Origin of the sequence: Fictibacillus sp. 18YEL24 (genome assembly GCF_015903855.1) — a bacterium.
Taxonomy (GTDB): domain Bacteria; phylum Bacillota; class Bacilli; order Bacillales; family Fictibacillaceae; genus Fictibacillus; species Fictibacillus phosphorivorans_C.
Genome location: NZ_JACZDT010000005.1, coordinates 220,349 through 246,041 on the forward strand (window position 1 = coordinate 220,349; position 25,693 = coordinate 246,041).

The window sequence follows — 25,693 nt, forward strand, 5'->3', positions numbered from 1 at the left end:
AGAAGAACCAATACGATTTGAAAATGAACTTACATAAGGTGGGAATACGAATGAATTGGAGAAACCTGATTCTAGCAGGCCTGACAGGTGCTGCAATCGGTTATGTTGTTACAAAAAAGCAGACAGAGACCATCACACCCGAAAAAGCGTTAAAACAATTGAAAGAAAAAGCAAGTGAACATTACAGAATCTCTGGAGCCTGGATCATGGTTAAAGCAGAAGAAAAGAACGTTCATGGCCTTCCATACTCTGTTTATAAAGGTGGTTTTTCAAACTCATCACCCGGAACAGAAACTTCTCATTTTGAATTTTTAATAGATGCTTCAACAGGAAGTCTATTGGAGCTCATACAAAAATAATGGCTGTTTTTTTAGATATTGTAAGTGTTGATTTCTGATTCAGGCTGCTCGCTTTCCACTCCAATCAACTTTCAAAGGTGAAAGGAGTTAAAGAAAAGGAGCGTTAAGAAAAGAACATAAGTAAAAAAAGCCCTTAGGAAAGTATCCTAAGGGCTTTTCTATGAAGATTATCGATATAGGTTAGTTTGGTCGTAAAGGTTGTTGTCGATCTTAAATTTCGTAGTAAGATATTGACGCTTCTCCCAAACCGCTAAGATGAATAAAGGAACAAGGATCAGAACGAATAATAGTGCAGTAACAACGATCCAGTCCATATGTGTTCCGAGGTCTGACTCGTGTGCTTTTTTATAATCTTTAATTTGAGAGTTTGCCCTAGCTACAGCAGCCTCAGCTAAAAGTTCATTTTTGTCAGCATCATAAAACACAACTTCTGTGTGATCGAAGTAAAAGATATTGTCTCTTACCGTGTCATAGTTAGCAATAGCAACTGTTACTTCAGATGCGTCTAATTTCGAATCTTGGTTTGGATAAGTCTCAATGTCTGTTAATGTGAGTGAACCCTTTTTTAAGTCTTTGTGCTTACTTTCAATTCCCTTTTCAATGGTCTTTTTCATTTCATCTGTAGCTTGCTCTGCAGATGCAGAAGTACCAATGGATAAAAACAGTGCTAGAACGGTAAAAATGGCAACTAACTGTTTTTTCATTTTAAATCCCCTCTCATTTCACTCTTAAGATATAAATAAAGTTCATCATTACATGCCTCTCATATTTTAACATATCCTGTCGATTTCGACATTCACTTGAAAATGGAAAATATGTGACGGTTTTTCTACATTTTCGGTGAGCGTGGTACTCTTTCTAACATTTCACCATTCTCATCCCACTTAACAGCACGATAAATACAATCATGATAAAAGAAATACCATGTGTCAGGCTTAATCCATTTTTGTTTTTGAGAGATCGAAGTCATAGGATAATCATCATAAGCCAGCACCCATAATGGATTATGATGTGCATGAGTAGGCATGATATCACCGATGTGATAGATTTTTTCGCCATTCTCTGTTGTAAGCTCGATCAGTGAATGCCCATCACTATGGCCTCCTGTATGAACCATTCTAATACCTTTCATAACTTCTATCTCTTCTTTAAACGTCTTTACTTGTTCTTGAATAGGTTCCCAATTTTCTTTCCAATATGTATTCTGAGACCTGATATTTGGATTTTTCAGCTCATTCCATTCAGTTTCAGAAGTGTAAATAACAGCGTTTTCAAAAACAGGTACTAACTGATCATCTTCCCATCTCGTCAATCCAGAGGCATGATCAAAGTGCATATGAGTCATGAGAATAATATCAATATCAGCAGTTGTTAAACCTTCTTTTTCCAAACTTTTTTCAATAAGCGACTCTTCGGTAACGCCATAGTTTCTTTTTTGTTTATCTGTTAATTTCCCAAAACCGATTCCAGACTCGATCAATATGTTCTTTCCTTCATACCCTTGAACAAGAATAGGCTCTGTTCTCAGTTCGATCTGATTATTGTCGTTAACAGGGTATTTTCTTTCCCACAAGGGCTTTGGCACGACTCCAAACATTGCACCGCCGTCCATATGTGTAACCCCGCCGTCCAACCAGGTCAGAGTCTTCTTTCCGATTTTCCACTGATCCATATTCTTTCTCCTTTCTATTCCGATCTCCATACAAGTGTATCATAAGAAACAGAGATCGTATGAAAAGAAAAAACCCAAGCATATGCTTGGGTTTTTATGAACGAAATTGTGCTTCCATGCGGTAGATTCTAAATCCTTTTTCAGAGAATTTCTCTTCATATTCAGTCATGATGTTATCTTCCATATCACTCTTATGAAGATCAAGACTTACCAGATTGAAGAACATACCGTAAGTTGACATACTATGAAGTGAATATTCAAACAACCCTTGATTATCAGTCTTGAAATGAATTTCACCTGGCTTTTTTAATACCGTCTCATATCTCTTAAGAAAACTTTCATGAGTTAATCTTCTTTTTGCATGTTTAGATTTTGGCCATGGATCTGAAAAATTAAGATAAACACGTTCAATTTCTCCTGGCTCAAAATAATCAAGTAAATGTGAAGCATCTGCTCTAATCAGTTTAACGTTCGGTTTTTCGTCTTCAAGTATACGGTCTAGCGCGGTAATGATGATGCTATCATAAAGCTCCATGCCTAAATAATTTATTGAAGGATTTTGTTTACCCATCCCATTAATAAATTGTCCTTTACCTGTTCCAACTTCAATATGAATCGGGTTATCGTTGCCAAAAAAAGAATGCCACTTCCCTTTCATCTTTTCTGGTTCGACTGAAACATATTTAGGATTTTCAATTAATTTGTCTTTAGCCCAAGGCTTAAATCGTTGACGCATATTTTCTCCCCACTTTTTTCACTTTTATATACAATTTCGTTTACTTTCATATATTGAACGAAGGATATTTTTTTAGCATAATCCATAAGCTATGCAATGAAAGGATGTGCAGCGAAAATGCCATTAAATCACAACGATCAATTGCATATCATCAGAGATCTTCTTCAAGACCATTACACCGATTGTGCTGGTTCACCATCCGAATGTGCTCAATTAGAACGTCTTGCTGCACATTTATTGGAGAACGGCGCTGTTCATGAAGAAGTAAGGAATATCTTGTCCAACATTAATGAATATAGTCACACCGGCTTTTCACACCAGCATTTAGAAGAGCATATTACGAATCATCGCCCACATTTAGAATCATGGATCAACACGATTCAAACGCATCATCCATATTAAGACACTATTCCCTAGGAAATAGTGTCAGATGATCTTATATAATGTCAGAGTTAGATGGAACCCGCAAGTTTCTTAATACTTTCTGCAAAATGGGCGGTCTCTTTAGACTGTCCTTTTTCTTTATACCAGAAAAAAGAGCTTATCGTTTGTGCCAAAACATACCAATGCATTCTTCTTTCTAAGTCATCATCGAGTGTTTCCCCATAAATTTCAAGCCATTCTTCCCATTTTTCGTAAGGAATATAGCTATAGAGAAGCATTCCAAGATCAAGAGCTGGATCAGCTATCATCGCTCCGTCCCAATCGATCAAGTATAATTCATCCGATTCACTTAACAGCCAATTGTTATGATTCACATCACAATGACAAACAACTAAATTATCAACTGTAACTTCAGAGGCAGTCTCCATTAAATAAGCAAAGGAATCATTAATGATTTCTAGATAATCTTTTTCTTTACGCATCTGCAATTGTATATCGTTTAAAAGTTCAACAGGCGTTAATCTTTTTTTCTCAAGGCGATTCATCATGCCGAGCAGTTCTTGAGATCGGTGAATTTTTGCCAGAAGTTCTGCAACATTCTCACTTTTCATATCTGCTGCTTTCAGTTCACGTCCGTTTAGCCATTGTTGAGCTGTGATTACATCTCCATTACCTAACCTTTTTGTCCATAAAAGTTTAGGAACAATTCCTTCAGCAGAAAGAACAGCTAAAAACGGAGAGGAATTACGCTTTAAAAACAGTTTTTGGTTCCCATATTCAGCTATATATGCTTCTCCCGTTGCTCCGCCAGCAGGGGAAACCTGCCAATCTTCTCCCAAAATCTGTTCCAAAATGTTCACCTTCTTGTCTAGTTAAGAAATCCGTTTTTTATTAGTTGTTCGTTCAAAAAATAATAGCTTTTCCGTATCGAATTAAATTACTGCGAAGTCATTATTTTAACACAAAAAATCAAGAAAAGCACTTGATTCTTGATTCTTTACAATCCTAAACAGAATATAACAAAGAAAAAGATAATGGTTCTAATTTATATAGATCTTCGTCGATTAGCCGATTATAGTATATTTCATCTTCAATCGCTAACGTCCATGTGTTTTTTTCTAACGAGATTAATATCGGTTTAGTCGTTTGGTTAAAAAGTAATAAAGCATTATTCCAAAAAGAAGTATCCTTTTTTATATCGGTGGTTGGTAGCTGCAACTTAAATCCGAGACCGCCATCTGGGACTATCCATTCCGAAAGCTCAGTCGAGCTTTCAAGGAAGATAGGCTGTGTTTTCCTTATCCTAATCAGCTGTTTGAAATAATCAACTTCTTTATGAAAAGATTCACATCGATTCCAATCAAACGCATTTATGGTGTCTGGGAGGTTATAGCTGTTCTCTTCACCTTTCTTCGTTCGAAAACATTCTTGCCCAGCATGGATAAATGGAACACCTTGCGCAAAGATTGTAAACGCTAAGGCGAGCTGTTGTCTTTTTCTGCGAATGTATTCATCTTCAAATGGATGTCGGATAGACAATAAGTCAAATAAAGTATGATTATCATGACATTCTGAATAATTAATGCTTTGCTCTGGTTTGATAAACGTTGAATTCTGACCTGCATAACCCCTCATCACATGCTTCATTTGATGTTTGATTCGTTCATCATGATTACCATTTATAAACCCGCTCTGACCATCAGGAAAGATGCTTCCCTTAACTTGGTCCCTAAACGCATCATTGAAAAAAGAATAGGAAGGCATCTTTTTAGCAGATGAAAGAGTAGCTCGTTTTTCTGGTTCCAAATTCGTATTTAAGTCCCAACCTTCTCCAAGCAAAAAGACACCAGGATTCAAAGATTTTAGTTTCTCAGCAGCTAGGTTCATCGTTTCAACATCATGAATCCCCATCAGATCAAATCGGAATCCATCTACTTTATATTCACTCATCCAATACGTTAAAGCATCAAGGATGAACTTTCGCATCATTTTTCTTTCCGATGCTGTATCATTTCCTACTCCGGTTCCATTAACCGGGTTTCCCCCATTATCATAACGAAAAAAATAGCCGGGAACGAGTTTTTCAAATGGTGATTCTTCTCTTTTATATACATGGTTGTATACCACGTCTAAAATAACAGAGAGCCCATTTTGTTGGAGTATGTGTATTAATTTTTTCAATTCTTTAATCCTGCAAATAGGATCGAAGGGATTCGTTGCATAAGATCCTTCAGGAGAAAAAAAATGAACCGGATCATATCCCCAGTTGTACCTTGAATTAGGCATTGTTTCATCAACACTTCCGAAGTCTGCTACGGGCAACAATTGAACGTGAGTGATCCCGAGACTTTTCAAGTAGTCCAATCCTGTATGAAACCCATTGGGTGTTTTTGTTCCTACTTCTGTTAATCCTAAATATTTGCCTTTATTTACGACACCACTATCAGAATGAATCGTTAAATCCCGAACATGAACTTCATAAATAATACTGTCTGTTTTTGAACGAAGGTTTATCCTTTTTCCTGATCGATTCCATCCTTCAGGATCTGTTTCTGGAAGATGGATAACGACCGAATATACACCATTTGCAGTAACAGACTTAGAATACGGATCTGTTGTTTCTACCCATTCATGGTTTACGTTTACAACAAACAGATATTCTGTGAGATGGTGATCTCCTTCTAACGTAATTTCCCAAACTCCTTTTTCGGTCCGTGACATTTTTTGTTCATTAAAGGTGTTAGATTGTTGGGTTTTATACTTTAGTTTCATCGCAAAAGCTACAGGTGACCAAACTTTAAACGTTGTGCTCTCAGGAGTGTAAATCGCTCCAAGACTTGTTTCATCATAATAGAGACTATCGAACTTTGGTGTACGTACAATGCTACCGATCATTAAAGGGATTCTTGATTCGTTAATCGTGACCCAATATCGGTTTTTTAAATCGATCGGCATTCTCGTTCTGCATTTATAGATTACTTGATTATGATAATGTTCTTGTTTATCAATGGTTAACGGCTGAACCACCTTTTTATCATCTGCCAATGAAAGTGACGGGCTGACCGAAAAGGGCTTATTAACTACAATCGTTATCATAGAAAAATCATCCATATATGCGGACATTGAAATGTGATCACTTTTCATTGAACTCACCCCTCTTTATCACTATTACATCATATTGAACGTAAAATGAATTGGTTATTCCTTTTTTATATAAAAAAAGAGACTCATCCTAAAAGTAAGATAGGTTTACTTTAGGCAGCCTCACACGTTTGGCGAAGATAACTAAAAAAAGTTTATTTATCTTCACTCAGCATTTAAATACTTGTTCTTCATGATTCTTCCTGCAATAACGATTGCCGCATAAAAGACGATCGGTACTATAATTCCGATCATTAGCTGTTCATTGGTTACATCTAGAATCCATTTTTTTAAACCAGACTTCTTTTCGATCAACATCACCCATAGGAATGCAAAAAGTGCAATATTAAAAAAATCTGTCCATTTCATTTTTATTCCCCACTCATTTATGAATTTATATTTTAACCGAAACCGTACCTGGTTGAACTTTAATACGAACAGGAGTGGTTCCTTTATACTCACCATCAGCATGGATCGCTACAGATCGACGTGTAATAACCTCAATCTCTTTCCCTTTAAACTGTGAAACTCCTTGTACGTTTACGTGGCCACCCCAAAATACAGAAATAAAGAGCAACAAGAGTTTAAAAAGTGATAGATCATGCACAACACAAACATCTAAGATTCCATCGTTACTCTTAGCTGATGGACAAATTTTCATACCCCCTCCATAATAGGGCATGTTACCCACAGCTACAAGCCAGACCTTATTAAACACATATTCTTGTCCATCGATTTTTACTTCCATAGAATCAGGCACATAGAACTTTAGAACCTTAAACAATGTGAAAACATATGCAAGTGAACCTAATTTCAGCTTATGCAGGTACTTTTTGTATGCTGCTTCATTTGTGCTCTTTGCGACTTCTCCATCTAAACCAATACCGATTGCACTAATAAAAGACTGGATTTTATTGCTTCGTCCTACCAGTTGAATATTACCAGAATCAGTCTTAACTATTCGGTTGCGTTTCAGATAAAGAAGTTGTTTCTTTAATCCTTTAACATCTTTCGTTAAGACCCGGACGATATCATTGCCAGATCCTCCAGATATAAAGCCTAAAGGTATGCTTTGATTTTCTTGCATGCCGTTTAAAACCTCGTGAATCGTACCGTCTCCACCTACAGCAATAACAGCTTTAATATCATCTTTGTTTATGTATGTAATCTTCTTCGCGATTTCTGTTGCATGACCGCTATACTCCGTATAAAACGTTCTATAGCTTATCTCTTCCTCGTCCATTACTTTTTTTAATTGATTAAATGTATGAATTGCTTTAGCGTTGTTTGCATTAATAATAAAGAAAAATTTTTTCATACCAGTGCGTCCTCAATCTATGTTTTTAAAAGTATTTCGACAAAATCTCTCAAATACCTTCAAAGTGAAACTCAGACTCACTGGATAACGGATCTTTTCTATAAAGAGAGTTTGTCACACCTAATTTTAGGAGTTCAGACACAAACTTTAATTGCAGACCTTTAATGGGTGCTGGGTTTTGCTGCAGAAGGGCATTCCACTCATTAAAATTGCGTTTATCTACATAGCTGACTCTTCTCCAATCACTCGTAAAATCTATGAATGCTTGGGGTGCAACAATGCATGGTTTAATAGACAACTGTTTTTGATAAGGATCCAAAGTTTCTTGTACTATAGATTGCATACGTTCGAGCCGAATAAAAGGACTCAAGGCAGTTTTTTTATCCTCATGTCGAACATTTTTCCAAAAACGTTTGTTATCAGCTTCTTGCCAAATTCCTTCTCCATTCATCCAGACAATCAGCCAGACCTCCGTTGGCCCAACTAAGATAATATTTAGTTCCACACCTGTATTTTTCACACGAATGACAGGTTCATAGAACAAAAAGTAGTTATCAGGAATTCCTTGAATGAGTAACTTTAGTGTCTCATCGTGTAGATACTTTTTATCCCAGTTTGAGATTTCTTTCACAGTCGATGTCGCCCAGTTCATCTGATGATGAAATAATTTTTCACGAAATTCTTGATGCGTGCGTTTGAGATAATCAGTTTCGTTTTGTTGTTGATATGCTTTCCATCGATTTTCTTTAATTCGCATAAATAACGATTGATAGTGATATAAATTGTTTTCGTATCTGGATACATAATCAAGTAATTTAACAAGCTGCGCCATTAGATCCCCTCTCTTTCCTCTCTCTATATCGAATAAGAGTGTAAAACATGGTATTTCGGCTGTTTCTCTATATGCGTTTCATAGAGAACAAATTGATCTGCATGGAATTGAATGTTTTCACCATACTGTTTCCACCATTTATGAGAGTCCACCAAATGATGAGCTGACTCTATATGTTTCCTTGCAAGCGTAATATGCGGTGCATAAGATCTTTTATCAAGCTGAAAACCTACCTTCTCACATACATAAGCCACTTGTTTTTGCAGAGTATATAAAAAGGGTTCATCTTCAACACCTGCCCAGAAAATTCTTGGGTGCTGTTCGTTTCCAAAAAAACCAAATTGGTTTATTTGAAGAGAAAAGACGTTCTCTGTTTTATTCATTATTTTTTCGTTTAGTAACTCATGAAGCTTTTCAATCTTCTCTGACGAAGCAACACCTAAAAAGGCTAAAGTGATGTGAAAATCTTCAGGGTGTACCCACGTTTTAAATTGATGTTCGTTCTTTAAATGGCTGCAAATTTTGGCAAGTTTTGTTTTCGCCTCATCAGGAAGCTTGACTGCCAAAAAATAATGTCTTTGCATATTACTCACACACCTTCATTTATTTTATCAAAGAATACATGCGTTCATCTGCTTTTTTCACACGTGACTTATTTGTTATAATTGATTCAGCAAGAAAAAGGAGTGCAGTTTATGAGAGTTGTTACAAATATTGCAGATTTAATCGGTGACACACCTATCGTAAAGTTAAACCGCCTTCCTCATCAAGAGGGAGCCGATGTATATGTGAAACTAGAGTATTACAATCCTAGTCGAAGCCTGAAAGACCGAGCTGCCTATAATATGATTATTGATGCAGAACAAAAAGGTCTCTTAAAAGAAGGTTCTACGATTATCGAACCTACTTCAGGGAATACCGGGATCGGACTCGCTATGAATGCGGCCGCTAGAGGTTATTCTTCCATAATTGTGATGCCTGATACGATGACAGAAGAAAGAATAAATCTTTTAAAGGCATATGGCGCAAAAGTTGTACTAACTCCTGGTGATGAAAAGATGCCTGGAGCGATTAAGAAGGCACGAGAGCTTGCCGAAGAAATTCCTAACAGCTATATGCCCATGCAATTCGAGAACCCTTCAAACCCTGATGCACATAGGGGAAGTACAGCGATTGAGATTAAAGAAGCCATTGAAGAGTTGAACAAACCCTTCACCGCTTTTATCGCACCTGCAGGTACTGGAGGGACAATTACAGGCACGGGTGAACAACTTAAAACGTTTTTTCCGAATTTAACTGTACATGTGGTAGAACCTAAAGGGTCTCCTGTTCTTTCAGGAGGTAAACCTGGGAAACACAAGCTTGTAGGAACGAGTCCTGGTTTCATTCCACCTATCTTAAATCAAAGTGTTTATGATGAAATTGTTCAAGTAAACGATGAAGACGCGTATACGATCACGAGACGTCTTGCATCAGAAGAAGGTATCTTGGTCGGACCATCATCAGGAGCTGCTGTTTATGCGGCTTTAAAAATTGCAAAGAAGCGCAAAAAAGGCGATATCGTAGTTTGTATAACGTGTGATTCAGGAGAACGGTATCTATCGAGTGATCTGTTTCAGTTTGAATAAAGACAAAGCATCCCAATATCGGGATGCTTTTTTATATATAGCATTTATATATATAGCATGAAACAGAATTCAACGACTGCCAAAAGCAAATGTTCACTTTTGAATTTTACAGAGATCGTTGAATCAGTATTCGACCTTGCACTTCCATCTTTGTAAGGATCAAGACCATGAACAGCCCTATAAATGATAGAACTCCAAAAAATAAATACGTGTAAAAGATGGTGTATTTATCAAAGATCACACCGCCTACGAACGTACAAAACCAAGAGCCTAAACCATTCCCCACAGCCGTGTATAAGGAAACAGCTGTAGCTCGTACTTCAACGGGGGTATAAGTTCGAACATAATCCATAGCTGCTGGAATGAACAGACCAACTGAAAATCCTTGTACAACTGTTGTCAGCAGTACGATTTGATACGATGGTTCAAAGAAATAAAACGTCCAACGAACAGCAGATACAGACGCTGCAAAGACCATAATATGCATCATTCCCCACCTTTTTATAGTGAGTCCTGCAAACTTCATAAATGGTGCTTCACTTCCTGCTGCGATCAAGAAGGCTAGTCCAACACCAGCTAAAGTTCCGCCTGTTTCTTGAATGTAAAATCCAAAATAAAAATTATTAGCAAAGATAGGTCCAAATACCAAGAAAGTAGCAGAAAGGAAAACTAAATACGAAGGCATCCTAACTAATTGTCCAATACCCTTTCTAAGATCTGTTCGGAGCGATTGATTATCTTTTGGCATCTTGATTACAAAGAACATACAAAGAAGAAGAACAGAAGTAAACATATAGAAGATCACTTGAGTACCTATAGAGTCCGCAAGCCTTCCTGCTATAAATACGGCTATAGCAAATCCAATTGCTCCAAAAAGCCTGTAATTTCCATATTGCTTGTTCTCTTTTTGTACGTAATTTAAAAGAATACTGTCTGAAACAGGAACTAAGGCACTCTGCATGAACGAAAAAGCGATAAGTATTCCGATTAACCAAATATAAGATTCAAACAGATAGATGCTAAAACCTAAGCACGCTGTTAGAAGTAAAGAAAATACTAAAACGGCCCTTGGACGTCTTGAATAATCTGTAACGATACCCCATAGAGGTTGAGCAAAAATCATTACGACTGGGCTGATGGACATTAAGGTTCCTATTTCTGTCCCGCTGAGACCTACTGAGTCTTTAAAATAAACACCTAATAACGGAAATAAACTCCCTAGACCAAAAAAACTTAATAGGTAAAAGCCTTTTAGACTGATAGAGGTTTGGTCGAACGAATGATTCATGATGTACCCTCTCTTATTTGCTATTTAGCTAGTTCGTATATGGCTTGTGCATAAATGGCAGAAGCAAGAAGTAAATCTTCTACAAACATATGCTCATCCTTTTGGTGAGCCACATCTTCTCTTCCTGGGAATAGTGCACCGAAAGCAACTCCTGTTTCCAACGACCTTGCATAAGTTCCTCCGCCAATAGCCATCAATTCACCTTTTTTGCCTGTTTGATCTTCGTATACTTTTTGTAGCGTTTTAATCAATGGGTGATTTTCTTCTACATAGTTTGGTGGATTGTTTTCGATGATTCTCATCGACCAATCATCGGTTTTCGCTCTGGTTAATAATGTATGTTCGATTTTCTTGCTGTCATGTGTAACCGGATAGCGTATGTTTAACCCTACTTTTCCGCCTTCTGTCCCGCTATACGAAAGGACTCCTGCATTAACCGTTAGCTTACCGCTCGCCTCATCTTCTGCAGCGATATTTAATTTATCACCTGTATACTCGCCCGTCAGCTCGTCCAACAACTTGAGAAACGATTTAGCCTTTCCAGTGAACGACAGAGTGTTTAAATATCCACCTAATATAAGTCCAGCATTTTTACCCATTTCAGGTGTGCTTCCGTGTGCCGATTTCCCTTTAACTTTTAGGGTTAAAGCATCACCTTCGATTTGAGCAGCGTATTCTACTCCAGATTTCTGTCCGAATGCTTCAAATAATTGCTGTACTTCCTCTAAACCGCTTCCTTGAATTTTAGCTTCAGCATAATCTGGTACCATATTTAAACGTTGGCCCGAAGTAAAGGAAAGTAATTGAAGTTCGTTTTTGTCTCTTTCTTGATCGGTTTTGAGACGAAACTCTACATCAAAGATTCCTTTTTCAGCAGAGATAATAGGGAAATCTGCATCAGGAGCAAATCCGATCGCTGGCATCTCTTCTTTCGTAAAATAATGTCTTACACATTGCCAGTTGCTCTCTTCATCACAACCAATAATCATACGGACCCTTTTCGATAACGGAAGCTCTAATTCTTGAATGATCTTCATTCCATAAAAAGCTGCCATTGTAGGACCTTTATCATCGATCGCACCTCGTGCAAAGATCTTTCCGTCCTTTACTTCAGCTCCAAAAGGATCTACAGACCAGCCATCACCAGGAGGGACCACATCAACATGGCAGAGAACACCTACGATATCTTCTCCATTTCCGATCTCGATGTGTCCTGCATATCCGTCTACATTCTTAACCGTCATCCCACTGTCTTTTCCAATATCCAACATATAAGTTAAAGCTTTTTCTATCTCGTGGCCAAAAGGAGCTCCTGCTTTTGCATTCTCTTCATCAAGTAGACTAGGAATACGCAATAAACCTTTTGTATCCTCCATAAGCTGTTTTTTTCTCTTTTCAACTTGTTCTTTCCAATTAATCTGATCCATTCTCTTACATCCTTTCAAAAAAACTTGTTCTTTACTTATCGTATTACTCACGGTTATATGATCGACTCGTATACATCTTTGCTGCAGATGATATAGAGGCGTGCATCATCAGGAATCGAATCGTTTAATTTTTTGTTTATCGAAAGATCGTTGCCATCTGCTATTAGTGTAGCACCTTGCTGCAACAAACTGTCAAAAGCGTCTTTATATGTTACCCATTCGGCTCGTTTACCAACTTCAAACAAATTTTCTCCTTCTTTATGAGAAAGAAGTTGTGTGTATATCTCTGTAATTCCTTTAGAGAATGCGGACCTTACAGCCATACGTGAAACTGTTTCATGACTTAAGACAAACTCATCTACTTTAGCATGCCTAAAGTTTTTAATATGCTCTTCTTTTTTTATCTCTACCGTACTATGTATGTGAGGAGTTAAACGTTCTACGGAAGTTACGATCAAGAGTGTTTTTCCATCAGCAAGTGCTGAATCATGAATCGAATCATCCGAAAACACTAGTACAGATTTTGCTTCCTTCAAATTTGCCTGTACGAGCGTTTCTTCTATTGAGGGATCTCCTTGAATATAGTGAACATTCTGATGTGTAATCGGTGTTACAGACAGATTATCAATGAGAACGACTTCTAAGTTGGGATGTGTTTCTGTAATTTCACTAACAGCATATTTTGCTTTCTCAGACCATCCTATAATTACGAAATGATTTCTTCCTTTAAAAGTCAATCTCCCTTCCTCCTTTCGTTTACGGTGAGCACCTAATGCTTCTACCAGTTTTCCAATAGCCAGACCAGCAATACCGATACCGATCAAGAAGATGAAGATCGCATAGATTCTTCCTGCTGTGGATACCGGATAATAATCGCCATAACCGACCGTGGTAACGGTAGTCATAACATACCATAGGGCATCAAACCAGTTAGGGAATGTTTTTGGTTCTAAAAGATGCATAACAACTGACGAAAAAATAACGACAAAAAAGGTAAATGAAAAAATTCCAAACTTATTTATAACGATAAGTCTATTCATCAGCTTTTGTAAAATATACACCTCATCGCTCCTTACATAATTTTTTTAATAACCTTATTATTGTACCTTATTCCCATTAAAATGGTTAGATGGTTTCGCTTTCTCAGGAATATCGGGATATTGACATATAAATAATTTAGTGTATAATGGTGCCAAATAGGAGGTGTAGTGTTGGTTAACTGACAGTTTTCCTCTATATCTTTATATTAAGGATCATATGTTCGTTATGAGGTTTTGCTGCCTAGCCGCACAGACATCTTTTTGAACGTTATTACTACATCTAATGGCTGACGCAGCGGAGAACCGATACGGATTCTTCGCTTTTTTTTTTATAAAAAGGGTGGGTCTTAAGAATTAAAAAGAATGTAATACAACGTTCATATTTCATTAACTTTAGACTGGTATCATATAGTGTGTTAACAACTATCTAAATAACAAGGAGTGGTTTTTTGAGTCCTTCAACTGACAGAATGTTGAATCGTGTGAAAGCCCTGTATTTGTTTATTCGCAAGAAAGGTACTGTAACAACACGAGAACTAGTTGAAGAATTTGGAACTACGCAGCGTACCATCCAGAGAGATCTTAACGTCCTCTCTTATAACAATTTAGTAACAAGTCCTGCCCGAGGTATGTGGGAAACAACAGGCAAAAAAGTAAAAGTATCTTAAAAAAGATATAATAAATAATTTTCGGATAAGCATATTGCATTAAATAATCCCCGCTAATTAATTAGCGGGGACTTTTTTTGTTATTAACTAGTATTAAAGTTCGTCCTTGTTATCTCTTAAGAGCAGATCAGGAGTTCTTTCAATGTTCCATTCACGGTTTTCCCAATTCGGTGTTCCTGAGACAGGCATATACTTATCATCATGACCGAATAAGTTCTTCCAAAATCCTTCCGCAAGAGAAAAACCAATAACTTGCTGACGATCTGTATCAATGATCAGATCTTTTATCTTTCCGATTTTTTCACCATCTTGATCGATGACAGTCCAATCTTTTATAGCCATATAAGAATAACACTCTTTTGGTTCATCTCTTTGTAATTCATTTCCGGAAAACACAAGTTTATCTTCATCAAATTCTTTCACTTGATGCCAAGGGATAAAAAAGGTCTCTTTTCCATAGTTCTGATTAGCAGCAAGGTTAGAGCTTCCTGTAAACGGAGTATGTTGTGTACCGATGCCTGAAGTGGCAGCAACAACTGTTTCCATATGCTTATCTGAGGGAATCTCTTCACGCTGATTGATTCCGTTGTCAACGGTGTACGTAAAATAACATAAACGGTGATCGTACATATTAAATAGAATGTCGTTGATTTTATGCTGTGTTTCTTCAGTCGATATCGTATGATTTTGAGCTTTTGCACCCATTAACTTCTCTGCAGATAATTTCATTGGTATACAACTCCTTTTTATTGGAAGATACCCCTTATAAATTATTCAAAAACATCCTCTTTTAAAGAAAGTAAGGATAGTTCTTCTTCCGCAAGCTCTCGATACATTCCTAACTCAAGTGATTCATCAAGCTTGAGTTGTCCCATCTGAATTCGTTTTAAGAAAATGACCTTTCTCCCTATAGCCTCAAACATTCTTTTCACTTGATGAAACTTTCCTTCAGTGATGGTTAGCTCAATCTCTGATTCTTTTTCGTCATTTGACAAGATTTTTAATAAAGCAGGCTTTGTTTTATACCCATCATCTAAGATGACACCCTCTTTAAAGCTTTCAAATGCATCCTCTGGAATCGATCCATTTATTTTTGCGTAATAAGTCTTAGGAACATGTTTTTTAGGTGATAACAAAGAGTGAGATAGCTGACCATCATTGGTTAATATCAATAATCCCTCAGTATCAATATCTAATCTCCCAACAGGAAATGGTTCAAAATTCTGATCTTCCATATAAAGAAGATCGATTACCGTTTCGTGCCTAGAGTCTTCAGTCGCCGAGATGACCCCTTGAGGCTTGTTCATCATTAAGTAGATGAACTCCCTATAAACAGCTTCTTCACCATGAACCAAAACGTTATCAGTATCCGGGTTTGCTTGAGTTTTTGCATCCTTTACAACCTCACCGTTCAACGTAACTGCACCTGATTTTAGCAGCTGTTTTACTTCTTTTCTGCTTCCAAAGCCTGTATTTGATAACCATTTATCTATTCTCATAAGAAACCTCCTGAATGAATGATCTTTTTTTCCTATATTATTGTAAAAAATTGATTGATTTTTGAAGAAACGGGGTAATTTAGTACTATAGGAGGAATTGGAATGAAAAGGAAAATAGGTCTTCTAGCAACTGCTCGAAAAAAAGCTTCTACCCCTTCTGCAGCTATAGATTTATACATAAGTCCCTTATTCGTTAAGTCTGTTCAATACGCACAAAACCATTATGATGATTTTTACTTTTTTAGTGCTAAAGAAGGACTCGTAACGAAAGACCAATACATTGAACCGTATAATGTTTCTATCAAAAATTTTACGACATCTGAAAAACGGGAATGGGCACATCACGTGATACAAGACTTAGAACAAAACGTTAAGCCTTCTCAATGTAAGATTTTTATTCACGGCGGCTGGGTATACCGGGAATTCTTACAGCCCGCGCTTGAAAGAGCAGGATTTCAATTTGAAGTTCCTCTCGAAGGATACAGCATTGGTAATCAACTTAAATGGTATGATGAACAAAATCATGTCAAAAAATGAATACCGCAGAAAAAGAAGGCTACTTATCAGCCTTCTTTTTTCTTTTACTTATTTTCTGCGTTTCAAAAAAGGAATGCGATCACCTAGTATGATATTTAATAATCCTGATCGGTGACTTAAGAACACGTACACTGCTCCCCCAGAGAGAATTCCTGCTGTTAATTTAATGATTGTATCAAGTCTTGTTTCAGTCTCACCTAAGAGCGCGGATACGATCATAACAGTAACAGCCATCGCTGCGCAAAACAACGTGATCAGAACCGTTCTTCGATATACCCATTTAAAGGAGAAGCCGCTGTATTTTTTAATGATATACAGATTAAACAAGATCGAAAGTGTGTATCCGATGTCTGTTGCAATAACAGAGCCGGTCCCACCGAACAGCAATAATAAAGGTTTGTTTAGAATCAATTTCGCTAAAAAACCAGCTGATAAACTGATAAACGCATAACGTTGCTGGTTAAGTCCCTGTAAGATCGCTGCCGTAACGGTAAACATCGCAAACCATAACGCGGTCGGAGCGTACCATTGAAGATAATAACCACCGGTCTCCATAGATGATAAACCAAAGAGTGCACCATATGCTGGGTATGCAAGAACCGTTAGCCCGATCGCTGCTGGTGCAGTTAGGAAAAGCACCATCTGAAACGTTTGCGTGATCTGCTTATGAAGTATCTCATCATCGTTTTGGGTGAACGACTTCGTTATGATAGGTATCAAGGTTAGTGCCAGAGCAGTTGCTAATGATACTGGAATCATTACAAGCTTATGCGCGATCTGAGTGATGATGGCGAATACAGATTCCGCTTCTTTCAGCGTATAATCCATTTTCTTAAGCGTATTTACGATCGTAAACTGGTCCACCATCTGATAGAGCGGAATAGCTAGACCGACAGCTACAAACGGAATCGCATACTTGATCGTTTCCTTATAAATATCTTTTAACGAAATATCTGCAACAGGTTTACTTTCTCTATACATCTTGTCCAGATGCGGTTTTCTTTTGATCCAATACCAGATGAGAACGGCTAAGCCTGCAACTGCTCCTAGCGTAGCTGCAAATGTAGAAAGCGCAACGGCTGTTGTTATCTCACCGTTCATTAGATTAATTACAACGAAACTTCCAACAAGAATGAACACAATTCGAACGATCTGCTCAATGACTTGTGACACCGCTGTTGGTCCCATAGATTGAAAGCCTTGGAAATATCCACGAATCAAACTCATGGATGGTACTACGATTAGGGCCGTACTTACCATTCGAATAACTAATGTAATGTCTTCAATGCTGTTGCCTTGTCCGCCTTTTTCATCGATAATCTGATGCGCAAGTATAGGTGCCAGCATATACAAGATGACAAAAGCTAGCGTTCCTGTCAGCGTCATGACGAGAAGACCAGATTTTAGCAATTTCCTCCCTGCCGCATAATCTCCTAATGCATTATATTTAGAAACAAATTTAGAAACAGCAAGCGGAACTCCCATTGTGGAAATACTAAGTAATATGGTGTATGGAATATAAGCATAGCCGTATAGAGCCATACCTTGTTCTTCTACTAGATTGGTAAATGGAATGACAAAGATCAATCCGATGAATTTTGAGAAAAACGTCGCAGCGGATAGAATCAATGTTCCACGAAGTAATCGAGACAACTATTTTCAGCTCCTACTAATCATCCTAAAAAACATTATTGATATTGTATCACATTAAAAGCGGATGTAACCTACTTTAACTTTTTGCAAAAAAGTAAGGATTATGAAACTTATAGTCTTTTTGTTAAAGCTATGCTATTGTATGAAATGACTTTTATTGAACGTATTAGAAAGTTGGGATTGTATGACTTATGATTGTATAGTAATCGGCGGTGGACCTTCTGGCCTCATGGCGAGTGTCGGTGCTGCTACGAATGGTGCACGTGTACTGTTAATCGATAAAGGAGAAAAACTAGGTCGTAAACTGGCTATTTCAGGTGGAGGGCGTTGCAACGTCACAAACCGCTTGCCTGTTGAAGAAATCATCAAACATATTCCGGGTAACGGACGTTTTTTATACAGCGCCTTTTCTGTTTTTAACAACGAAGACATCATTCAATTTTTCGAAGGGCTAGGCATCGAACTAAAAGAAGAAGACCATGGACGCATGTTCCCTGTTACTAATAAGGCAACTGATGTTGTGGCTGCTCTTCTGCAAAAAATAAAGCAGCTTGGTGTTACGATCCGAACGAACACTCCCGTAAAAACGATACATTATGGAGAAGATATTCATGAGATCATCCTGCATAGCGGAGAAGTGATCCAAACAAAATCGATTGTAATTGCCGTAGGCGGTAAATCTGTTCCACATACAGGTTCCACAGGTGATGGTTACGCATGGGCAAAAAAGGCGGGGCACACGATCACAGAGCTCTACCCGACTGAGGTTCCTATCACTTCTAATGAACCATTTATCAAACATAAAACGTTGCAAGGTATATCATTAAGGAACGTTGCACTCTCTGTATGGAATCCAAAAGGCAAGTTGATCAAAGCCCATCAGATGGACATGATTTTTACTCATTTTGGAGTATCCGGACCTGCAGCATTAAGATGCAGCCAATATGTAGTCAAAGCGTTGAAAAAGTTTGATGTACCAACGATCGAGATGAGAATTGATTCTTTTCCTGATGAAAATGAAGACACGTTAATAAATTCCTTACAGAAAAGAATAGATGCTGAACCTAAAAAAGCACTTAAAAATGTACTCAGAGGATTACTTCCAGAAAAGTTCCTTCATTTTTTAATCGAACGAGCAGAGATTGATGGTGAGGCGATTGCTGATCAAGTCTCCAAACAAGCGCTTCGTCAGCTTGTTGCACAAATGAAAGGTTTCTCTTTTTCGGTTAACGGTACATTATCGATCGAAAAAGCATTCGTTACAGGCGGCGGTGTTTCAGTTAAAGAGATCGCTCCTCAAACGATGGCATCTAAGAAACAAGAAGGCTTATTCTTCTGTGGTGAAATATTAGATCTTCACGGATACACAGGTGGTTATAATATTACCGTTGCCTTTGTAACAGGTAATATTGCGGGTACTAACGCAGCTTACCATGCATTGGGCTAACCCTATAAAACAAGAAGAGTGACAACCCGCTTAATGGTTGCCACTCTTTTTTATTTATGCGTTCCAATTTTCTTATAGATAATCAACGCTGAAAAGGAAAACATCGTATCGTCCTCTGAGTGCACATTATCACAAACGGCAATCTGATATTTAATATCCACAACATTCTCTGGAGGAACGATACTCAGAAACTCATTTATAGCGATCTCTAAATCCTCTTCATGATCTTCATCGAAGATTTTTACTTGAATCATAAAAAGCATCCCCTTTCAGCCAATTGTTTTGATAGTTCTTCGGCCTTTGGAGATGCTTATCCTTTGTTAAGTTTTGACTAGTTTTGTCTTACAAATTTTCAAGAGCAGTTTGAATAGGTACTTCTCCTTCAATCAGTTCAAAAACTTTATGGCTTACGTTTTCATTGCCAATACATGCCGCAAGTGTTCTTGCCACATCTGCTCGAGGAATAGATCCGCGCTCGTTCAGTTTTTCTTTAGCTTGGATCATGCCCATTCCGTCCTCATCCGTCAGCGCACCCGGACGCAAGATCGTATAATTTAATGTGCTGTTGATCAGTTCTTGATCAGCTTTTCCTTTTGCCTCTAAGTAATGCTGAAGTCCTTCTGGTCCTTTTTCAGGAGTGTCAGCACCAATTGAACTTACAAGAATAAATTGTTTCACCTTATGTTTTTGTGCTAATTGTATAGACTTTACCGCTCCTTCATAATCTACAGCGTCTGTTTTCTCAGGTCCTGTATGACCACCAGAACCTGCTGTAAAGATAACAGCTTCAATCCCTTCATAAACATGGTCAAAATCTTGTTCCAAATCACCTAAAACGGCTTGAATATTCTCATGTTGAAAATGATCTTGCTGTTCTTCCTTTCGTACCATCGCTTTAATAGAGTGTTCTTGATCAGCTAGTATATTACATGTCATTTTACCAATATTACCGTTTGCTCCGATTACTAATACATTCACTACATATCCACTCCTTCTATTTGTCTACTTATGTAGTGTTTCACGAAATGAAGAATATAAAACATTTGATTGTGTAATAGTAGTCTCGTTTGTAGGTCAAGAAGTTCCAAATGTACTCCTCGAGAAAGCGACTTGATTATAAATTCATTAAAAAAGCTTAAAACACCGTTTCATCCACGACATTTTAAGCTTCTTTTTAATTCATAACAACATTCTTATGTAACTGTCTTTGGAGTTCATCAGCATGAAGTGGTTTGTACAGATGATAACCTTGACCGTATATACATCCTTGTTCTACTAAGAAATCAATCTGCTCACGGCTCTCTATACCTTCTGCAATGACGTGAAAATCAAGATTGTGTCCCATATCAATAATCGTTTTTACAATCGCTCCTGCTTTTTGATCTATTAAGATGTCATCGATGAACATCTTATCAATCTTTAATGTATCAACAGGCAATTGTCTCAAATACGTTAAAGAGGAGTAACCCGTACCAAAGTCATCCACTGAAATGCGAATTCCTTTTGCTCTTAAAGCATTCAAAATTGGAAGAGCTTCTTCCATGTTTTGCATCGTCGTGCTTTCTGTAATCTCCAACTCTAATGAAGTAGGTGGGAATTCAGTCTCTGAAAGAATACTTTCTACTCTTTCAATAAAAGATTCATCTAATAGCTGTCTAACTGAAATATTTACCGAGATCAAGAGATCATTGAAGCCATGTTTATGCCAACTTAATCCTTGCATACAAGCTTCTCTTAACACCCATTCACCGATCGGTAGAATCAGCCCCGTTTCTTCAGCCATCGGAATAAACTCAGCTGGAGAGATCATTCCTTCATCTTCTTTATTCCAGCGTAATAACGCTTCAACACCTAGAATTTTCTTATTACCGATATGAACTAAAGGCTGATAAACAAGAAAGAACTCGTTGTTCATTAATGCTTTTCTTAAACCATGTTCGAGGTTTAACCTTCTTTCCATCCTGCCATCACGCTGTTCTGTGAAAAATTGATAAGTGTTTCGCCCTTTTTCTTTTGCCTGATACAGAGCGGAATCAGCACGTTTCAAGAGGGTTTCGCTGTCTGTACCATTCTCAGGATAGATACTAATACCGATGCTTGGTGTTGTAAATACTTCTTGCCCACTCAATTTAAACGGTTTTGTAAAAGCTTGAATAATCTGCTCTGCTTTCTGTTTGATCTCACTGATATCTTTAAAATTAAGCAAAATCAGAAATTCATCCCCGCTCCTTCTAAAGACTGTTCCGTAATAACCTACCGTAACCTTTAAGAGTTCCGCTACTTTCTGAAGCAGCAGATCACCAAAACTATGTCCAAGCGTATCATTCAGAACGTTAAACCGATCGAGATCAACATACATTAAGGCTAGATTTCGATTTTGAAGCTTTGATTCTAGTATTTGTTTTTCAATCGCTTGCATAAAGCCATTACGATTTGGCAGACCAGTTAATTCATCATAATAAGCCATATGCTCAATCGTTATCTCAGCTCTTTTTCTTTCCGTAATATCAATAAGGATGGAGTTAAAATCAACTAATTCGTTGTTGGCATCTAAAAAAGGGATTCCCCGATCTTGGATCCATCGTATCTCACCGTTTGGCTTCATGATGCGATATTCGCTTGTAGTGATCAATCCCTTTTGTATTGAAATGCCTCGGTTCATGATGATCTCATCATCGTCTGGATGAATTACCTTCTTCCATAATTCTGAGTCGTCATAAAAAGCTTGCAAAGGATAACCATATAATTTTTCAATACCCGATGTAATCAAAAGTTTATTCGATTTTAGGTTGTGCGACCAGATCGCAACGTCGATACTATCAAATATGTTTTGAAGCTTTACGCGGTTTGCTTCTAATTCAGCAAACGTTTCTTTATGATTTAAGATCTCCTGCTCTAGATTTACCGCATAACTATCTTTTACGATCAGCATTTTGTATATCAGAATTGCAAAAAGCACAACAATTCCAAGATCTATTCCATACATCAAAAAGCTTTGATTGTACATTAAACCAATTGTACTTACAGTGTGTAAGGTAAACAAAACGGCTATGATATAGGTCCATTTTTTAGTTTCTGCGTGTTTTAATGGCATTTGTAAGCCTCCAAGGCTAATAAGTATACCCTTTCTATCGGCTATTTCTTGGAAATTTAAACATTCTTTAATAAAGTAACCTATAGAACCAAAAAAAACTCTCCACTCATGTCTTGAGCAGAGAGTTTATTATTAGTCCTTACTATATTCCAACATGCCGCCAGTCATATTCTTGACCTTATATCCATGATCTTGCAGAAAATATGCTACATTCTCACTGCGTCGACCGGAACGGCAGACGATGATGTGTTCCTCGTCTTTGTTTATTTCATCTAAACGAACAGGTATCTCACCCATTTTGATATGCGCTGCCTCTGGGATTTTCCCTTCCGCTACTTCTTCATCTTCGCGAACATCAATCAGAGAAATCTTTTTACCCTCTTGGAGCAATTGCTTTACTTCTGATGGTGAAATTTCTTTTAATTCTTCCATTAGCGTTTGCCTCCTTTAATTCGCAACGATATTCACAAGCTTACCTGGAACTGTAATAACTTTGCGAATCGTCTTTCCTTCAATGCTTTGTTGAACGGATTCATCTTTTAAAGCAGCTTCTTCCATATCAGATCCACTGATGTTTGCGGCAATCGTCATCTTCGCTTTAAGTTTACCGTTCACTTGGACTACAATTTCAACTTCATTCTCTACAAGTTGAGCTTCGTCCCAAACTGGCCAAGATGCATATGCGATGCTGCCTTCTCCACCTAGCAATTCCCAAAGTTCCTCACAAATATGCGGAGCGATCGGGGAAAGCATCTTAACGAAACCTTGCATGAAATCTTTTGGAAGAACTACTTGTTTATTTGCTTCATTCACAAAGACCATCAATTGTGAAATGGCTGTATTAAAGCGCAGTCCTTCATAGTCTTCAGTTACTTTCTTCACCGTCATATGATAGAGACGATTGAAAGCTTCTGTTCCATGTGTATCTTGAATCGACGGATTGATTTTCTCTCCATCTTCAGCTAGAAGTAATCTCCATACACGATCCAAGAATCTGCGAGCTCCATCTAAACCAGTTGTGCTCCAAGCGATAGAAGCATCAAGTGGTCCCATAAACATTTCATATAAACGAAGTGTATCTGCCCCATGGCTCGATACGATCTCATCAGGGTTAACTACGTTCCCTTTAGATTTACTCATCTTCTCATTATTTTCTCCAAGAATCATTCCCTGGTTGTAAAGTTTTTGGAAAGGCTCTTTTGTCGGAACGATACCAAGATCATACATAACCTTATGCCAGAAACGAGCATACAGAAGGTGCAACACTGCGTGCTCCGCTCCACCAATATAAATATCAACCGGAAGCCAATGCTTAAGCTTCTCAGGAGATGCTAATTGCTCATCGTTTTTCGGATCGATATATCGAAGGTAATACCAACAGCTTCCTGCCCATTGCGGCATCGTATTCGTTTCACGACGTCCTTTCTTTCCTGTTTCAGGATCTACAACGTTTACCCACTCTTCAACGTTAGCAAGTGGGGATTCCCCTGTTCCTGAAGGTTTGATTTCTTTAACAACAGGTAGAAGAAGAGGAAGCTGATCTTCTGAAACTGTCGACATCGTGCCATCTTCCCAGTGGATGACCGGGATTGGTTCACCCCAATAACGCTGACGAGAGAATAACCAGTCACGAAGACGGTAAGTGATCTTCTTCTCACCTTTTCCGTTCTCAGATAGCCATTCGTTCATCGTTGTAATAGCTTCTTCTTTTTGCATGCCATTCAAGAAATCTGAATTAACGTGTTCACCATCACCTGTATAAGCATCTTCTACCACATTTCCGCCAGCAACCACTTCAGCGATCGGAAGTTCAAACTTTACTGCGAACTCGTGATCACGTTCATCGTGAGCAGGAACTGCCATGATCGCACCCGTTCCATAGCTTGCTAGTACATAGTCTGCAATCCAGATCGGAAGTTTCGCACCTGTTACAGGATGAATCGCATATGCACCTGTAAACACACCAGACTTTTCTTTTGCAAGCTCTGTACGTTCAAGATCAGACTTTGTTTCTACTTGTCTTTGATAAGCCGTTACGGCCTCTTTTTGGTCTTCTGTTACAATATCGTTTACTAGTTTATTTTCAGGAGCTAGCACTAAGTATGTCGCACCGAAAAGTGTATCTGGTCGTGTTGTGAACACTGTAATATTAGAAGAATGTCCATCTACATCAAAGTGTACTTCAGCTCCCTCAGAGCGGCCGATCCAGTTTCGCTGCATATCTTTCAAGCTCTCAGGCCAATCTAGTTCATCTAGATCTTCTAACAATCTGTCAGCGTATGCTGTAATCTTAAGCATCCATTGTCTCATAGGTTTACGAACGACAGGATGGCCTCCGCGTTCACTTTTCCCATCGATGACTTCTTCGTTCGCAAGTACCGTTCCGAGTGCTTCACACCAGTTCACAGGTACTTCATCTACATACGCAAGTCCTTTATTATAAAGCTGGATAAAAATCCATTGTGTCCACTTGTAGTAAGAAGGATCTGTTGTGTTAACTTCACGGTCCCAGTCGTAAGAGAAACCAAGCTCTTTAATCTGTCTGCGGAACGTATTGATGTTTGTTTCTGTAAATTCTGCTGGGTCGTTTCCTGTATCAAGCGCATACTGTTCTGCAGGAAGTCCGAAAGCATCCCACCCCATCGGATGAAGTACGTTGTATCCTTGCATACGCTTCATTCTAGAGAGAATATCTGTCGCCGTGTATCCTTCAGGATGACCAACGTGAAGGCCAGCTCCAGATGGGTATGGAAACATATCTAGCGCATAAAATTTCTTTTTATCATATTCTTCTTTTGTTTGGAACGTCTTGTTCTCATCCCAGAACTTCTGCCACTTTTTCTCGATTGTTTTGTGGTTATAATACATAACCGATCCTCCTTAGAAAACTGTACTTTAAAAACAAAAAACCTCCCGCCCCTAATAAACATTAGGGACGAAAGGTTAGTTAACAATTTAAACCTGCCGCGG

General features: G+C 38.0%; 26 protein-coding genes and 1 other annotated feature (1 of these 27 only partly in view). Of the genes, 6 read left to right on the top strand and 20 right to left on the bottom strand.

Annotated elements, in window-relative coordinates; all coding sequences use genetic code 11:
- Window positions 1-50: 50 nt before the first annotated feature.
- Window positions 51-359, top strand: coding sequence for a PepSY domain-containing protein (locus HU823_RS16420; protein ID WP_186320459.1), 309 nt, complete (start codon window positions 51-53; stop codon window positions 357-359).
- A 167-nt stretch (window positions 360-526) separates the two neighbouring features.
- Here HU823_RS16420 and HU823_RS16425 read toward each other — a convergent pair whose 3' ends face one another.
- From HU823_RS16425 to trmB, 3 genes are all read right to left on the bottom strand, one after another.
- Window positions 527-1,063: a hypothetical protein gene (locus tag HU823_RS16425; RefSeq protein ID WP_197222707.1), complete on the bottom strand. Its 537-nt coding sequence runs from the start codon at window positions 1,061-1,063 to the stop codon at window positions 527-529.
- Between the two features lie 125 nt (window positions 1,064-1,188).
- Window positions 1,189-2,031, bottom strand: coding sequence for a YtnP family quorum-quenching lactonase (locus tag HU823_RS16430; protein WP_197222708.1), 843 nt, complete (start codon window positions 2,029-2,031; stop codon window positions 1,189-1,191).
- Between the two features lie 94 nt (window positions 2,032-2,125).
- The gene (gene trmB / locus HU823_RS16435) at window positions 2,126-2,767 is read right to left on the bottom strand and encodes a tRNA (guanosine(46)-N7)-methyltransferase TrmB (protein ID WP_144698537.1); all 642 of its coding nucleotides are present in this window, start codon (window positions 2,765-2,767) and stop codon (window positions 2,126-2,128) included.
- 117 nt (window positions 2,768-2,884) lie between these two features.
- On the opposite strand from trmB, the gene HU823_RS16440 reads away from it, so the two are divergent.
- On the top strand, window positions 2,885-3,169 hold the full coding sequence (locus HU823_RS16440; protein ID WP_186320458.1) for a YtzH-like family protein: 285 nt from the start codon (window positions 2,885-2,887) through the stop codon (window positions 3,167-3,169).
- Window positions 3,170-3,219: 50 nt separating this feature from the next.
- Here HU823_RS16440 and HU823_RS16445 read toward each other — a convergent pair whose 3' ends face one another.
- The 6 genes from HU823_RS16445 to thpR form a co-directional block, all read right to left on the bottom strand.
- On the bottom strand, window positions 3,220-4,002 hold the full coding sequence (locus HU823_RS16445) for a phosphotransferase family protein (protein WP_197222709.1): 783 nt from the start codon (window positions 4,000-4,002) through the stop codon (window positions 3,220-3,222).
- Between the two features lie 154 nt (window positions 4,003-4,156).
- Window positions 4,157-6,295: a type I pullulanase gene (pulA, locus tag HU823_RS16450; RefSeq protein ID WP_197222710.1), complete on the bottom strand. Its 2,139-nt coding sequence runs from the start codon at window positions 6,293-6,295 to the stop codon at window positions 4,157-4,159.
- A gap of 162 nt (window positions 6,296-6,457) precedes the next feature.
- Window positions 6,458-6,661, bottom strand: a complete 204-nt coding sequence (locus HU823_RS16455; protein ID WP_144698528.1) for a hypothetical protein — start codon at window positions 6,659-6,661, stop codon at window positions 6,458-6,460.
- 25 nt (window positions 6,662-6,686) lie between these two features.
- Window positions 6,687-7,610, bottom strand: a complete 924-nt coding sequence (locus HU823_RS16460) for a diacylglycerol/lipid kinase family protein (protein WP_197222711.1) — start codon at window positions 7,608-7,610, stop codon at window positions 6,687-6,689.
- A 49-nt stretch (window positions 7,611-7,659) separates the two neighbouring features.
- Complete coding sequence (locus tag HU823_RS16465) at window positions 7,660-8,442, bottom strand: hypothetical protein (RefSeq protein ID WP_197222712.1); 783 nt, start codon at window positions 8,440-8,442, stop codon at window positions 7,660-7,662.
- 23 nt (window positions 8,443-8,465) lie between these two features.
- Window positions 8,466-9,026, bottom strand: coding sequence for an RNA 2',3'-cyclic phosphodiesterase (gene thpR / locus HU823_RS16470; RefSeq protein WP_197222713.1), 561 nt, complete (start codon window positions 9,024-9,026; stop codon window positions 8,466-8,468).
- A gap of 111 nt (window positions 9,027-9,137) precedes the next feature.
- Here thpR and cysK point away from each other — a divergent pair, with 111 nt between their 5' ends.
- Window positions 9,138-10,070 (top strand): cysteine synthase A, encoded by a 933-nt coding sequence (cysK, locus tag HU823_RS16475; RefSeq protein WP_144698520.1) that lies wholly within the window; start codon window positions 9,138-9,140, stop codon window positions 10,068-10,070.
- Window positions 10,071-10,176: 106 nt separating this feature from the next.
- On the opposite strand, the gene HU823_RS16480 is transcribed toward cysK, so the two are convergent.
- From HU823_RS16480 to HU823_RS16490, 3 genes are read right to left on the bottom strand one after another with little or no spacing between them, the layout of a single operon-like run.
- The gene (locus HU823_RS16480) at window positions 10,177-11,358 is read right to left on the bottom strand and encodes an MFS transporter (RefSeq protein WP_197222714.1); all 1,182 of its coding nucleotides are present in this window, start codon (window positions 11,356-11,358) and stop codon (window positions 10,177-10,179) included.
- 20 nt (window positions 11,359-11,378) lie between these two features.
- The gene (pepV, locus tag HU823_RS16485) at window positions 11,379-12,785 is read right to left on the bottom strand and encodes a dipeptidase PepV (protein WP_197222715.1); all 1,407 of its coding nucleotides are present in this window, start codon (window positions 12,783-12,785) and stop codon (window positions 11,379-11,381) included.
- Between the two features lie 53 nt (window positions 12,786-12,838).
- A complete protein-coding gene (locus tag HU823_RS16490) occupies window positions 12,839-13,846 on the bottom strand; it encodes a potassium channel family protein (protein WP_144698514.1) in 1,008 nt (335 codons plus the stop codon).
- Window positions 13,847-14,274: 428 nt separating this feature from the next.
- Between HU823_RS16490 and HU823_RS16495 the strand changes: the two genes are divergently transcribed.
- Complete coding sequence (locus HU823_RS16495; RefSeq protein WP_066243921.1) at window positions 14,275-14,493, top strand: DeoR family transcriptional regulator; 219 nt, start codon at window positions 14,275-14,277, stop codon at window positions 14,491-14,493.
- Window positions 14,494-14,586: 93 nt separating this feature from the next.
- On the opposite strand, the gene HU823_RS16500 is transcribed toward HU823_RS16495, so the two are convergent.
- Window positions 14,587-15,222 (bottom strand): PRC-barrel domain-containing protein, encoded by a 636-nt coding sequence (locus tag HU823_RS16500; protein ID WP_197222716.1) that lies wholly within the window; start codon window positions 15,220-15,222, stop codon window positions 14,587-14,589.
- A gap of 41 nt (window positions 15,223-15,263) precedes the next feature.
- Window positions 15,264-15,992: a pseudouridine synthase gene (locus tag HU823_RS16505; protein WP_144698509.1), complete on the bottom strand. Its 729-nt coding sequence runs from the start codon at window positions 15,990-15,992 to the stop codon at window positions 15,264-15,266.
- 102 nt (window positions 15,993-16,094) lie between these two features.
- Here HU823_RS16505 and HU823_RS16510 point away from each other — a divergent pair, with 102 nt between their 5' ends.
- Complete coding sequence (locus HU823_RS16510) at window positions 16,095-16,529, top strand: DUF6884 domain-containing protein (protein ID WP_144698507.1); 435 nt, start codon at window positions 16,095-16,097, stop codon at window positions 16,527-16,529.
- Between the two features lie 48 nt (window positions 16,530-16,577).
- On the opposite strand, the gene HU823_RS16515 is transcribed toward HU823_RS16510, so the two are convergent.
- Complete coding sequence (locus HU823_RS16515) at window positions 16,578-18,182, bottom strand: putative polysaccharide biosynthesis protein (protein WP_197222717.1); 1,605 nt, start codon at window positions 18,180-18,182, stop codon at window positions 16,578-16,580.
- Window positions 18,183-18,366: 184 nt separating this feature from the next.
- Here HU823_RS16515 and HU823_RS16520 point away from each other — a divergent pair, with 184 nt between their 5' ends.
- Complete coding sequence (locus HU823_RS16520) at window positions 18,367-19,629, top strand: NAD(P)/FAD-dependent oxidoreductase (RefSeq protein ID WP_197222860.1); 1,263 nt, start codon at window positions 18,367-18,369, stop codon at window positions 19,627-19,629.
- Between the two features lie 50 nt (window positions 19,630-19,679).
- On the opposite strand, the gene HU823_RS16525 is transcribed toward HU823_RS16520, so the two are convergent.
- From HU823_RS16525 to leuS, 5 genes are all read right to left on the bottom strand, one after another.
- Entirely contained in the window at window positions 19,680-19,883 is a 204-nt protein-coding gene (locus tag HU823_RS16525) for a sporulation protein Cse60 (RefSeq protein ID WP_144698503.1), read from the bottom strand.
- Window positions 19,884-19,971: 88 nt separating this feature from the next.
- Window positions 19,972-20,607 carry an SDR family oxidoreductase gene (locus HU823_RS16530; protein ID WP_197222718.1) on the bottom strand — a complete coding sequence of 212 codons (636 nt, stop codon included), beginning with the start codon at window positions 20,605-20,607 and terminating at the stop codon, window positions 19,972-19,974.
- 196 nt (window positions 20,608-20,803) lie between these two features.
- The gene (locus HU823_RS16535; RefSeq protein ID WP_144698499.1) at window positions 20,804-22,723 is read right to left on the bottom strand and encodes a bifunctional diguanylate cyclase/phosphodiesterase; all 1,920 of its coding nucleotides are present in this window, start codon (window positions 22,721-22,723) and stop codon (window positions 20,804-20,806) included.
- Between the two features lie 132 nt (window positions 22,724-22,855).
- Window positions 22,856-23,155, bottom strand: a complete 300-nt coding sequence (locus HU823_RS16540; protein WP_144698497.1) for a rhodanese-like domain-containing protein — start codon at window positions 23,153-23,155, stop codon at window positions 22,856-22,858.
- Window positions 23,156-23,170: 15 nt separating this feature from the next.
- The gene (gene leuS, locus HU823_RS16545) at window positions 23,171-25,591 is read right to left on the bottom strand and encodes a leucine--tRNA ligase (protein ID WP_197222719.1); all 2,421 of its coding nucleotides are present in this window, start codon (window positions 25,589-25,591) and stop codon (window positions 23,171-23,173) included.
- A 60-nt stretch (window positions 25,592-25,651) separates the two neighbouring features.
- Window positions 25,652-25,693: a binding site (T-box leader), on the bottom strand; it runs 188 nt beyond the window's last position.